The sequence below is a fragment of the Streptosporangium sp. NPDC002721 genome (genome assembly GCF_042888905.1).
In the GTDB taxonomy this organism is placed as follows: domain Bacteria; phylum Actinomycetota; class Actinomycetes; order Streptosporangiales; family Streptosporangiaceae; genus Streptosporangium.
Genome location: NZ_JBIAQI010000012.1, coordinates 132962 through 145915, shown reverse-complemented (window position 1 = coordinate 145915; position 12954 = coordinate 132962). Strand labels below are relative to the sequence as shown.

The 12954-nt window shown below is 68.5% G+C and carries 10 protein-coding genes; 5 read left to right on the top strand and 5 right to left on the bottom strand.

Annotation, left to right across the window (positions count from 1 at the left end):
- Window positions 1-155: 155 nt before the first annotated feature.
- Window positions 156-3161: a discoidin domain-containing protein gene (locus tag ACFYWM_RS18945; RefSeq protein WP_389916297.1), complete on the top strand. Its 3006-nt coding sequence runs from the start codon at window positions 156-158 to the stop codon at window positions 3159-3161.
- A gap of 293 nt (window positions 3162-3454) precedes the next feature.
- Here ACFYWM_RS18945 and ACFYWM_RS18940 read toward each other — a convergent pair whose 3' ends face one another.
- The 3 genes from ACFYWM_RS18940 to ACFYWM_RS18930 form a co-directional block, all read right to left on the bottom strand.
- Window positions 3455-4678 carry a glycosyltransferase gene (locus tag ACFYWM_RS18940; RefSeq protein WP_389916295.1) on the bottom strand — a complete coding sequence of 408 codons (1224 nt, stop codon included), beginning with the start codon at window positions 4676-4678 and terminating at the stop codon, window positions 3455-3457.
- A 306-nt stretch (window positions 4679-4984) separates the two neighbouring features.
- The gene (locus ACFYWM_RS18935; protein WP_389916529.1) at window positions 4985-5413 is read right to left on the bottom strand and encodes a YchJ family protein; all 429 of its coding nucleotides are present in this window, start codon (window positions 5411-5413) and stop codon (window positions 4985-4987) included.
- Window positions 5414-5745: 332 nt separating this feature from the next.
- Complete coding sequence (locus ACFYWM_RS18930; protein WP_389916293.1) at window positions 5746-6141, bottom strand: hypothetical protein; 396 nt, start codon at window positions 6139-6141, stop codon at window positions 5746-5748.
- A 967-nt stretch (window positions 6142-7108) separates the two neighbouring features.
- On the opposite strand from ACFYWM_RS18930, the gene ACFYWM_RS18925 reads away from it, so the two are divergent.
- Complete coding sequence (locus ACFYWM_RS18925) at window positions 7109-7576, top strand: hypothetical protein (protein WP_389916291.1); 468 nt, start codon at window positions 7109-7111, stop codon at window positions 7574-7576.
- A 12-nt stretch (window positions 7577-7588) separates the two neighbouring features.
- Complete coding sequence (locus ACFYWM_RS18920) at window positions 7589-7837, top strand: hypothetical protein (protein ID WP_389916289.1); 249 nt, start codon at window positions 7589-7591, stop codon at window positions 7835-7837.
- Window positions 7838-8793: 956 nt separating this feature from the next.
- Here ACFYWM_RS18920 and ACFYWM_RS18915 read toward each other — a convergent pair.
- Complete coding sequence (locus ACFYWM_RS18915) at window positions 8794-9957, bottom strand: acyl-CoA dehydrogenase family protein (RefSeq protein ID WP_389916287.1); 1164 nt, start codon at window positions 9955-9957, stop codon at window positions 8794-8796.
- 145 nt (window positions 9958-10102) lie between these two features.
- Here ACFYWM_RS18915 and ACFYWM_RS18910 point away from each other — a divergent pair, with 145 nt between their 5' ends.
- Entirely contained in the window at window positions 10103-11428 is a 1326-nt protein-coding gene (locus tag ACFYWM_RS18910; protein ID WP_389916285.1) for a UDP-glucose dehydrogenase family protein, read from the top strand.
- A gap of 811 nt (window positions 11429-12239) precedes the next feature.
- Here the strand turns inward: ACFYWM_RS18910 and ACFYWM_RS18905 are convergent.
- Entirely contained in the window at window positions 12240-12476 is a 237-nt protein-coding gene (locus ACFYWM_RS18905) for a DUF397 domain-containing protein (protein WP_389916283.1), read from the bottom strand.
- A 176-nt stretch (window positions 12477-12652) separates the two neighbouring features.
- Here ACFYWM_RS18905 and ACFYWM_RS18900 point away from each other — a divergent pair, with 176 nt between their 5' ends.
- Window positions 12653-12799 (top strand): hypothetical protein, encoded by a 147-nt coding sequence (locus ACFYWM_RS18900; RefSeq protein ID WP_389916281.1) that lies wholly within the window; start codon window positions 12653-12655, stop codon window positions 12797-12799.
- The last annotated feature ends 155 nt before the right edge of the window (window positions 12800-12954 follow it).

The window sequence follows — 12954 nt, the reverse complement described above, 5'->3', positions numbered from 1 at the left end:
ATTGGGAAGAAGTTTCCGGTGCGTGAGCAGCGCGTTTCGACCTGGCGAGAAGTAGGGCCTTGACACCGCTCGACCACCGGGAGCACCCTCGGTTACGGAGAGCGCTCTCCCCCCTCGCCGTTCCCTGGCGGGCATCCCCCTTTCGAGGAGAGATCGTGTATCCAGCTCGTAGTTCGGGCCGCTTCCGGTTGGGCGTGGTCATCGCCGCCCTGGCGGCACTGGTCCTGTCCGGCCTGGCGTTCACCGGCCCCGCGGCGGCGGCCGACGGCCTGCTGTCGCAGGGTAAGACGGCGACGGCCTCGTCGTCCGAGGGCGCCGGTTACGTCGCGTCGCTCGCGGTCGACGGGAACCTGACGGGCACCCGCTGGGCCAGCGCGTTCAGCGACCCGCAGTGGCTCCAGGTCGACCTCGGCGAGACGGCCACGATCAGCCGGGTGGTGCTGACCTGGGAGGCCGCGTACGGCAGGGCCTTCAAGATCCAGACCTCGGCGAACGGCTCCTCCTGGACCGACGTCTACTCCACCACCACCGGCACCGGCGGCACCCAGACCCTCAACGTCTCGGGCTCGGGCCGCTACGTCCGGATGCACGGCACCGCCCGGGGCACCGGCTACGGCTACTCGCTGTGGGAGTTCCAGGTCTACGGCAGCACCGGCGGCCAGGAGCCGGAGGAGCCCGAGGAGCCCGGAACCTGGACCGAGGTGTGGAAGGACGACTTCAACGGCTCGGCCGGAACCTCCCCCTCGGCCGCCGACTGGATCCTGCGCACCGGCACCTCCTACCCCGGCGGCGCCGCGAACTGGGGCACCGGCGAGGTCGAGACCATGAGCGCCTCGACCGCCAACGTCTCCCTCGACGGCACCGGCAACCTGAACATCAGGGCGATAAAGGACGGCGCGGGCAACTGGACCTCCGGACGGATCGAGACCCAGCGCACCGACTTCGCGCCGCAGCCGGGCGAGCTGCTCAGGTTCAGCGCCCGGCTCAAGCAGCCCAACGTCGCGAACGCCCTGGGCTACTGGCCGGGCTTCCGGGCGACCGGCGCCGCCTACCGGGGCAACTACAACAACTGGCCGTCCGTGGGCGAGACCGACATCATGACCGGCGTCAACGGCCGCAACCAGCTGGCCAACACCCTGCACTGCGGCACCGCGCCCGAGGGCGTGTGCAACGAGTACAACGGCCGCACCAGCGGTTTCGCCACCTGTGACGGCTGCCAGACCGGCTACCACGAGTACACGCAGGTCATCGACCGCACCAAGACCGACGAGGAGATCCGCTTCTACCTCGACGGCCGGCAGACCTGGGTCGTGCGCCAGAGCCAGGTCGGCGTCACCGCGTGGCGGGCGGCCGTGCACCACGGCTTCTACCTCCGCCTCGACCTCGCCATCGGCGGCTCGCTGCCCAACGCGCTCGCGGGGACCACGACGCCGACCGCCGCCACCACCTCCGGCGGCGTGCTGAGCGTGGACCGGATCTCGGTCGCCCGGCAGGCCGGAACCGTCCCGGCCGCGATGACCGACCCGGCGACCCCGGCCGGGCCGAGCGTCGTCAGGGTGACCGGCTCGCAGGGCAACTGGCAGCTCCAGGTGAACGGCTCCCCGTACGTGGTCAAGGGCCTGACCTACGGCCCGCCGCAGGCCGCGGCCGACGGCTACATGCGCGACCTCAAGAACATGGGCGTCAACACGATCCGCACCTGGGGCGTCGACGACACCCACACCCCGACGCTGCTCAACAGGGCGGCCCAGCAGGGCATCAAGGTCGTCGTCGGGCACTGGCTCAACCAGGGCGCCGACTACGTCAACGACACCGCGTACAAGAACAGCGTGAAGAACGAGATCGTCGCCCGCGTCAACGCCCTCAAGAACCACCAGGGCGTGCTGATGTGGGACGTCGGCAACGAGGTCATCCTCACCATGCAGGACCACGGCCTTCCGGCCGACGTGGTCGAGCAGCGGCGGGTGGCGTACGCGAAGTTCGTCAACGAGGTGGCGCAGGCGATCCACGCCGCCGACCCCAACCACCCGGTCACCTCGACCGACGCCTACACCCACGCCTGGACCTACTACAAGGCGCACTCCCCCGCCCTCGACCTGCTGGCGGTCAATTCCTACGGCGCCATCCACACCGTCAAGCCGGACTGGATCAGCGGCGGGTACACCAAGCCCTACATCGTCACCGAGGCCGGGCCCGACGGTGAGTGGGAGGTCCCCAACGACGTCAACGGCGTGCCCGACGAGCCGACCGACCTGCAGAAGCGGGACCAGTACACCGCCAGCTGGAACGCGATCAAGGGCCACCCGGGCGTCGCGCTCGGCGCGACCGAGTTCCACTACGGCCTGGAGAACGACTTCGGCGGGGTGTGGCTCAACACCACCACCGGAGGCTGGCGCAGGCACGGCTACCACTCGCTCAAGGCGGCCTACACCGGGCAGCCCTCGGCGAACACTCCCCCGGAGATCACCTCGATGACGGTCGGCTCGCAGACCGCCGTCCAGGCCGGGAAGACCTTCACCGTCGAGGTCGCCGCGACCGACCCGAACAGCGACCTGATCCGCTACAACCTGATGTTCAGCAACAAGCACGTCAACGGCAACCGTGGCTTCGACCACGTCAGGTTCGTCCAGACCGGCCCCGGAAGGTTCACGGTGACCGCGCCGGAGCAGATGGGCGTCTGGAAGGTGTACGTGTACGCCTTCGACGGGCACGGCAACGCGGGCATCGAGCAGCGGTCGTTCCGCGTCGTCCCGCCGACGGTCGCCGGGACCAACGTGGCGCTCGGCAAGCCGACCACCGCCTCCACCTACCAGGCGACCGGCGACGGCGGCCCGTTCAACCCCGGCCGGGCCACCGACGGCAGCTTCGCCTCCCGCTGGGCCAGTGAGTGGGCCGACCCGCAGTGGATCCAGGTGGACCTCGGCGCGACCACCGCGATCAGGCACGTCCAGCTCGGCTGGGAGGCCGCCTACGGCAGGTCGTACCAGATCCAGACCTCCGCCAACGGCTCGACCTGGACCACCGTCCACTCGACCACGACCGGCGACGGCGGGTTCGACTCCGTCGACCTCACCGCGTCGGCCAGGTACGTCCGGGTGAACCTCACCCAGCGCGGCACGGCGTACGGCTACTCGCTCTGGGAGTTCGGGGTCTACAGCTAGGCGCGTTCCGGTACGTCTTCGAGCACGGCGGCGCGTCGGCCAGGCGCGTTTCGAGCACGGCGGCGCGTCCGCGGGCAGGGGGCGGGGGCCTCCTGCCCACGGGGGCGCGGCCTTTCCGGGACGCGCGGCCTTCCCAAGACGCGCGGCCTTCCCAAGACGCGCGGCCTTCCCAAGACGCGCGGCCTTCCCAAGACGCGCGGTCTTTCAGAGACGCGCGGAGACCCGGTCCCGGAACCTGCTCCCGGGCCGGGTCTCCGCGCCTTCTACCTGGTCGGCGCCCCTGTAGGAGCGCCTCAGGACGAGCCGCGAGCGTCCACGGCCACCAGCAGCCGCGCGGCGACGTCCGCCCCGTCGGCGCGTACCTCGCCGGCGAGGGAGCGGGCACGGGCCGCCACGTCCGGCCGGAGCGCGCGGCCGAGAGCCTCGGTCAGCGAGCCGACGGCCGGCGTGCCGGGCGGGTGCGCGACCCCGGCCCCGAGGTCGTCGACCCGCCGCGCCCAGTAGTGCTGGTCGAAGTTCTGGGGGATGACGACCTGGGGCGCCCCGGCCCGCGCGGCCGCGGTGGTGGTGCCCGCGCCACCGTGGTGCACGACGGCGGCGACCCGCCGGAAGAGCGCCTGCTGGTTGACCTCCCCTACGGACAGGCAGTCGGGCTCGTCGGCCGGCGGTGCCAGGCCGGCCCATCCACGCAGCACGACCGCGCGCCGGCCGAGCGCACGGGCCGTCTCGATCATCGTCCTGCCGAGGTCGTGCGGGGCGCGGATGCTGCCGAAGCCGAAGTAGACGGGCGGCTCACCGGCGTCGAGGAACGCCTCCAGCTCCACGGGCAGCGGACGCTCGTCCGGCAGGATCCAGGCGCCCGTCCGGACCACGTCCGGATCCCCTGGCCCGGGCCAGGGTCCCAGCACCGGATCGGCGGCCAGCCAGGGCCTGCCGGTGAACATGTGGCTCCGCACGTCGTCGACCGGGGCCAGGCCGGCCGACGCCCGGTGGGAGTTGAGGGCGGCGCCGAAGACGGCGTTCCAGCGCCGCGCGTCCTGCTCCCAGAGCTCGCGGTTGTCGGCCGTACCGTCCACCGGCGCGCCTCCCGTCGGCAGCGGCGGCGGCGCGTGGTGCGGGGAGGGCAGGGCCGTCGGGCAGTAGGCGGCGAAGACGTAGCGGATCCCCATCCGCTCGGCCACCGAGCGGGCGGCCACCACCAGGTACCCGCCCGCCACGATGACGTCGCAGCCCTCGGCCGCCACCAGCAGCGTCTCGAACTGGTCGGCGACCGAGGCCTCCACCATCCGGCGCCGCTGCTCGGGCGAGGGCGGGGCCGCCGCCGGGTCGGCCTTCCCGGTCGAGCGCAGCTCGGGGCCGAGGGGCGTGAACGGGATCCCGAGGCCGCCGATCCAGTTACGGAAGTCGGGGGGCGCGCACACCCGGACCTCCTCGCCGAGCTCCCTCAACCGCACCGCCAGCGCCACCACCGGCTGGACGTCACCGCGCGACCCGATCGTCGACAGCAGAACACGCATCGAAACTCCCCCTTTTTTCGCTTCTCGCTCCTCGCGACAGCCGCGGCCACGGTCGGCCGGGCCATGGTCGGCGTGAGCCCGCACACGCGTCCGTCTCCGCTCGCCACGCGCCGGTTCGGCTCACGGCCCCGAATTCTGGACCGTCACCGGGGCCTTGCCGCAAGCCCCCCTGTCCGCTATACGTTGAAAGTGGCGAGGAGACCGCGTGTTTCCGCAGGCCGGGCGCGACCGCCGCGGCCATGACGTGGTGAGACACCGTTTCTCAGAGCGGTGCTCAAAGCGCTCCGGCGTCGCGGGACGCGATTCCTAGATCGCTCCGACGTACACCCAGTCGCCCCCGTGCCGGGCGAAGCGGCTGTGTTCCTCCATGTGGCCCTCCTCGCCGCGCTCGACGTAGTGGGCGCGGAAGCGGACGGTGCCCTCGGTGTGGAAGGAACTGCCGCCGGTTGTCTCCAGCACCTCCAGGCGCGTCCACCGGACCGAGTCATCGAGCTCGACGACCGATGGACGCGTCGACGCATGCCAGGTGCGCAGGAGGTACTCGCCGTCACCGACGCCGAAGGCGCTGAACCGCGACCGCATCAGCACCTCGGCCGTCGTCGCGGACGCTTCGCCGCGGTGCAGCCGCCCGCAGCAGTCCCCGTACGTCGCAGGCAGCCCGCACGGGCACGAGGCGTCGGGCGCGAGCGCGGAACGGACTCGGGGTCGTGGATCACGTCGTGGCACGTCCCCCAGTATGCCCGCGCCCTCCACCAGGCCCGTTTCCAGCGCCCGCCCCGGCCCTGCGACACGGCAGCCGAGTCAAGCCCGTAAGCGATCGTCGCCCATGCGGCGCAAGCCGACCCGGCCGCGAGCCCACGCCGGAACACGGGACCCCACGACGCCGTGCCGCCTCGCCATCGGCTACGTACCGCAACGATGCCCGTCGTTAGGACGAAGGCGGAGGCCGCCAGGCCGAACAACGGCCAGGCTGCGACGAGTGCCGGTCCGGCGACGAAGCCGAATTCCACCATGAGGGCTTAATCCAGACAGACAACGCGCACGACGGGATCCGCGGACGCCCGTGGTCAGTTCTCAATCTTGAGGGTGGCGGCGACGTGGTTACAGGCCTGCCGGGTTCTCGCCTCACGCTTGGGCAGGAAGCAGCTCAGGTTCACCCTGTCACCGGCGCGGGTGTAGCCGTATACCGAGATGCTGCCGTCGACGCCACCGGTGTCCTCGAATCTGAGCGCCGGCAGGCCGTCGATCTTCGTCTGCCGCCAGGACGTGCGCATCCTCCCGGGAATGTCCGGAGGTTTCCGCGTGAGGTAGGGGTCGGCCGGCATGCCTTCCACCGGAGTGATGATGTCGACCATGATCGGTGCGCTGTATTCGGGCAGACCGGGATGAGCCAACCCGACACAATCGGCGGGCGGGAATTGGCAGCGTTTCCAGGTCCACCCGGCAGGAAGTTCGAAGCTCACCCGCCCACCTCCTAATACGATCGGTGGCGCCGTACCGGCCGCGGCGGGTGTGGCCGAAGCCGTGACAGGGGCTGAGGACGGGGTCGGCGGCGTGACGCAACCGGCGACCGGGGCGAGTAACACCAACCCGAGTGTTCCGGTCGCCATCGATAATCCTTTTGTGTGCATAAAGTTCCCCTTCATGGCATCACTCATCCACTTGGATGCGTTGAAACCCGGAAAGGCCGTCGCCGTGACTCTGGAGAGTCGACATCGTGACTTATCCGCAACGTGAGTCGTACGATCGGCGGTCACATTCGTCCGAGCCCCGGGCCCGCCACCCACTTGTCGACGGGGAGAGGTCATCGCTCTTTCCGGCTCACTCCGGTGGCACCCGCGGAAGCGCCGCTTCACCGATCTCCGGTCCGTCCGAGAGCGGGCCCCAGCCTCGCGGGTGGCCTCTCCCGCGGCCCGGTACGCGCACGTCCAGCACGTCGGCGAACTCCTGTGCCTGATCATCGTCCGAACATCGCGGCACGGCCATCGTGAGCCGGCCCTCCGCGTGCCGCCCCATATCACTCAGCACGCCGTTGGCGACCGCCGGTTCCGTCCAGGGCGAGTGCGCCCGAAGAGCACTTCCGTCAGAGTTGTGATCACACCCGCGGCGATCTTTCCAAAAGGAGGGAGGCACTCCTCACGGCAATGCCCCTTTGTCCTGCGAGCGGAGGAAAACCAGCTCTCCCAGAGCAGACACGAAGCATAATCATGATCCGTTGATCTTATCGAGAGGCAACCCGAGATTCAGCAGGTCACAGACATGATCCCGAAACAGGCAGTCCACCGTAGATCGATATTCACCTCCATCTACCGCAACAGCGATCCATCAAAGGACAATTCATGACCAAAGCGACACTCAATGAGCGATCAGTAGACATCAACATTCAGAAGCGGCACCATGTACATAGGTTGAGGTTGACAGGAGATCAATATGACCCCCCATACCCCCGGCGGAGCGTCAGGCTCACCACATTCCCTGGGCCACAGGATCTGGGCCAGAATGACAAAATGGTTAATCGTCAGCATAATGGTAGGCCTTAGCCCGGTAATAATAAACGCGTCTCGGTTTTACACAAATGGAAAGCCCAGCACCGGATTCGAAGTTGCGGTTTTCGGGACAGGCGAACTCTACCTAGTGTCAACGGGAATCATTGCCGCAGGCATTGGTGAGTTATTCTTTGAACTGAAGACCATGGCCAGGGTGCCCGACAGCCCGGGAATCCAGATATCAAAATCCGTCGCGGTCTCAATATCGGTTTTGCTTGCGATTATTTGCGCAGGGTCATACGGGGGCGCCCCGCCACCTTCCGAAGCGGAACGATATATGGATCTTTCCATATACATGCTGCTTGGAGCGATGATAACCAGCGCTTCGTGCGCGATCCTATCGGAATTCTAGCAGGAGGTATCCATGGAACCTGCCGAGCTAATAGTTTCCGTACTGGCCGGCGCAAGCATGATCAACCTGACTGCCGCAATCATTGCGAGATTGCGGAAAAAAATGCAGCGCGAAGGCGAGGACGAGGTCGTCATCACCATCAACACGGAAGACGGGCAGGAGATCACCCTGACGCGCGATCAATTGGACGGCGAATCCCACCTGAGAGAGTTCCTAGCGAGGCACTCGCCTGGAGACACCACGTCGGCCAACGATGCTTGAGAAGGCGAGCCGATACACAGCGTTCGATCCGCAGGTTACGCCGTCCGATTTTCCGGCGCGCCCTCCGCGGTGAGCGTTCGGCGCCCGTGACGTCGGCCGGCAGAGCTCCGATAATCGTCTGTTCCGCCGAAGACCGGCGTCCACAACCCGTAAGTGAACCTCTCAGGAAACATCGAGACAGCGAGCCGCACGGGTAAGCCTATAGGCCGTCTCCGCCACGCCCTCGAAGCCCCAGTCCTCATTACCGAATCTCTCATCGGCGAGAGGGCACTTTGCGTCGACTCCCCGATCGTGGACGACGTCACCTCTCTCAGCCTCACCCCCTAGCTCGCGACAGCAACGCCTCCTGATCTGCGGAGTAGCGGCGGGACAGGGCGGGAAATCATCTCAGGGTGACCCGTTGAAGGAGGAACGCCGGGTCGGCCCTGTCACGTCGAAGATCATACAGAGGCCGTCCATGGTGGTCTTTGGAGTTCTTCCTGCACCACGGCGACACAAGCCCGTTCCACAATTACGCGGCCACTGGGATCGAGACACCCTGCCGGCCCCGGCCCACGACATCGATCACGGGAACCGCCGTTTTCCTCCTGCACTCGGCGAGCCTGGCCCTCCTCTCCTACGCTCCAAAACGGACAACGGGGTTCCGCTCCCAGGTGACGTTCGGGAGCGGAATTCCGGCAGGAGTACGGCAGAGAAAGAGCACGAACACGCCGCGGCGCGTCTCTCGTCAGCACTCGCCGTTCGGGGCCTCCATAACCTGGAGCACGCCCGTAACAATGTGATCCGTCTCTCGCCCGTGTCCAAGCCGTGTCCCCCGACCGGTCCAGAGCACACGAGGACCCGCACGATGTCGGCGACAGCGTGGCGTACCAGCGCTGTTCAACGTGAACACGGCGGCAAGCAGGACGAACCCCGCACGCGTTCGCGCCGCTGCGGGGTCTGCGCCGGCCGACGACCTACTTCAGCAGCTGCCTGGCCATCACCATGCGCTGGATCTGGTTGGTGCCCTCGTAGATCTGGGTGATCTTCGCGTCGCGCATCATGCGCTCGACCGGGTAGTCGCTGGTGTAGCCGTACCCGCCCAGGAGCTGGACGGCGTCGGTGGTGATCTCCATGGCGGCGTCGGAGGCGGCGCACTTGGCGGCGCTGGAGAGGAAGGTGAGGTCCTTCTGCGGCTCGCCGTGCATGGCCAGCTCGGACCTGGCCGCGGCGGCGTAGGTGAGCTGGCGGGCGGCCTCCAGCTTCATGGCCATGTCGGCGACCATGAACTGGACGCCCTGGAAGTCGGCGACGGCCTTGCCGAACTGCTTGCGCTCCTTGACGTAGCCGATCGCGTAGTCCAGCGCGCCCTGGGCGATGCCGAGGGCCTGGGCGGCGATGGTGATGCGGGTGTGGTCGAGGGTGGCCAGGGCGGTCTTGAAACCGGTGCCGGGCTCGCCGATCATCCGGGACGCGGGGATCCGCACGTTCTCCAGGATGACCTGACGGGTCGGGGAGCCCTTGATGCCGAGCTTGCGCTCCTTGGCCCCGAAGCTGACGCCCTCGTCGCCCTTCTCCACGACGAACGCGGAGATGCCCCTGGCCCCGGCACCCGGCTCGGTGACGGCCATCACCGTGTAGTACTCCGACACCCCGGCGTTGGTGATCCACATCTTGGCGCCGTCGAGCACGTAGTGGTCGCCGTCGAGGACCGCGCGGGTCTTCATCGCGGCGGCGTCGCTGCCCGCCTCGGCCTCCGAGAGGGCGTACGAGAACATCGCGTCACCCGCCGCGACCGGCGTGAGATACCTCCGCTTGAGCTCCTCGGAGGCCGAGAGCAGCAGCGGGACGGTGCCGAGCTTGTTGACGGCGGGGATCAGCGAGGACGAGGCGCAGGCCCGCGCCACCTCCTCGATGACGATCACCGTCGCGAGGGCGTCGGCACCGGCGCCCCCGTACTCCTCGGGAACGTGTACGGCGTGCAGGTCCGCCGCGACGAGCGCCTTGTAGCTGTCCGCCGGGAACTCCGCGTTCTCGTCGGCCTCGGCGGCGCGGGGGGCGATCTTCTCGTCGGCGAGGGCTCGGACCGTCTCGCGGAGCATCTCGTGCTCTTCGGGCAGCGCGTAGAGAGGGTAGCTCATGGGCAAATACTAGGACGTCCAACAAAACGTGGAGCGCTCCACCCCATGTGATATGTCCCCCGGCGTTTGCCCTGGTGGCAAAGTGGATGCGTCGGATGCCGGTACCCTGTCGGCAAAGAATTGGGCAGAACCGAAAGGAGCACCAGTGGCCTACCGCCTCACGATCGTGGGAACCGGATACCTCGGTGCGACGACGTCCGCATGCATGGCCGAGCTGGGCTTCGAAGTCCTCAGCCTCGACGTGGACGCGGAGAAGATCGACCGCCTTCGGGCCGGCGATCTGCCCATCTACGAGCCCGGCCTGCAGGAGATCCTGCGGCGCAACCTGGCCAACGGCCGGCTGCGCTTCACCACCTCGTACGAGGAGGCCGCGGCCTTCGGTGACGTGCACTTCCTGTGCCTGGGCACCCCCCAGAAGCCGGGAGAGTACGCGGCGGACGTCTCCTACCTGGACGCCGCGATCGAGTCGCTCGCCCCCCACCTGGACCGCGAGTGCCTGATCGTCGGCAAGTCGACCGTCCCGGTCGGCACCGCGCAGCGCCTCGCCGACAAGCTCGCCCGGCTGGCCCCCATCGGCGCGGGCGCCGAGCTGGCCTGGAACCCGGAGTTCCTCCGGGAGGGCTTCGCGGTGAAGGACACCCTGCACCCCGACCGGATCGTGCTCGGCGTCGCCTCCGCCTCCGACAGGGCCGAGAAGATCATGCGGGAGGTGTACGCCTCCATGCTGGAGATGGGCACCCCGATGGTCATCACCGACTACCCCACGGCCGAGCTGGTCAAGGTGGCCGCCAACGCCTTCCTCGCCACGAAGATCTCCTTCATCAACGCGATGGCCGAGGTCTGCGAGGCCGCCCACGCCGACGTCAAGCAGCTGTCGCTGGCGCTGTCCTTCGACGACCGCATCGGCGGCAAGTTCCTCAACCCCGGTCTCGGCTTCGGCGGCGGCTGCCTGCCCAAGGACATCCGCGCCTTCATGGCCCGGGCGGGCGAGCTCGGCGCCGACCAGGCGCTGACCTTCCTGCGGGAGGTCGACGCGATCAACATGCGCCGCCGGGCCCGCATGGTCGACCTGGCCCGCGAGCTGGCCGGGGGTTCCTTCCGCGGCTGCACGGTCGCGGTGCTCGGCGCCGCGTTCAAGCCCAACTCCGACGACATCCGCGACTCGCCCGCCCTGGACGTCGCCGTCAAGATCAGCGAGCAGGGTGGCCGGGTCACCGTCTACGACCCCGTCGCCCAGGAGAACGCCCGCAAGGCCCATCCCGGGCTCTCCTACGGCGCCTCCGCCCTCGACGCGGCCAAGGACGCCCACGTCGTGCTGCTGCTCACCGAGTGGCAGGAGTTCATCACCATGGACCCCGAGGAGCTGGGTTCCGTGGTGGCCTCCCGCAAGATCGTCGACGGTCGCAACGCCCTCGACGCCGAGACGTGGCGGGCCTCCGGCTGGCACTACCGCGCCCTGGGCCGCCCCTGAGCCCGACCCGCGGCCCCCGGGGACGTCCCTGAGCCCAGCCCGCCCTGCCCTGGGACGTCCCTGAGCCTTGCCCGCTCCGCCGCACCTTGGCCCTGAGCCCGACCCGTCGCACCTTGGGCCGCCCCCTCAGCCCGGGTCCGCCCCGCCGCGCCGGGCCCTCCGCGTACACCCGCCGTGCTTCTCCGGTACGCCCACCGCGCCCTTCGTGCCCTTCGCGTACGACCCCGGACATGACGACGGGTTCCCGGTTGACACCGGGAACCCGTCAGGTAAGCGTCGACTTCTCAGAATCACATCGGTCACCACGACCTTCTCGCGTCACCGGTTCCGAACATCACCAGTAGTCCCAGCGGTACCAGCGACGCCAGCGGCGACGACGGCGACGACGACGGCGCCAGTACGGATCGTGGGCGGGCCAGCCCCCTCCCGGGAACATCGTGTTACCCATGAGGACGCCCCCTTTCGCAGTAATCTCCCGGATATGACAATTACTACGATATGGGACATACCGCCACAAAGCGGGCTGGGCGCTTCTAGGTTGGCTATAGAACGTTTTTGATGGTTATTACGGTGAGAGCATTACCGTTGTGGCAAATGCGGGCAGCCCGCGAAACCGCTTCTTCCCGCACGTCCGACAAAGGTCTTTCACCCCGACGGGGAGCGGGCGGCCGTGAGGGCGAACCCCGCGCCTTCCAGCGGGTTGACCTGGCACGCGACCCGATCGCGGCCGTCCGGGGAACCCTCGGGAGACCCACGACGAGAAGGCCCCCGCCACCGGCGAAGGCCCCCCTGTCGGTCCCGGTCCGGCCGGTCAGTTGTCGAACTCGCCGAGCTTCACGCCCCCGACGAAGGCGTCCCACTCCGAGCGGGTGAAGAACAGCTTCGGCCCGTCGGGATTCTTGGAATCGCGCAATACGTAAAGAGAGCCTGACCCGGCCTTGTGTCCCTCTTCGGGGGCCTCGATCACGGCCACCTCGACGTAGTTACCGCCCTCGTCCCCCTCCGGGGCCGCCCTGCGCCAGACGGCCTTGCTGAGGTCTGCTTCCACGTCGTCTCACCTTCGCTATGTCGGCGGTCGCCCCACGGGCGGGGTCTTCGAGCGGATCGTCCCGCGACACCGGCACGCCCGCGCCACGTCCCGGGCGTGACCACCCCTGCCGTGCCCCCACGAGCGGCACCGGGCCCCAGAGAGGCAACGGCGGCTTCACGAGCGGCTTCGGCTTCATGGACGGTGCCGGCTTCATGGACGGCGGCGGCTCCACGAACGGCGGCGGGCTCCACGAACACAGTATCCGGACCGCTCGCGACGTCCGCAACGACAAAGACCGCGACTTCGTCGACGTCGTCGAAAATTTCGCCCGGCCCGAATGACCCGTTCCCCGGCAATCACCGGCTTTCCCGGCAACTTCCGGGCGAGGGTGACAGGGCTAGCGCGTCGACACGGAGCTCACCGCGGAGTCGACGGGCTTCGGGCTCTCGCCCGCGCCCACGCTTCCCCACACCGCCAGCACAGCCATCGTGAGTCC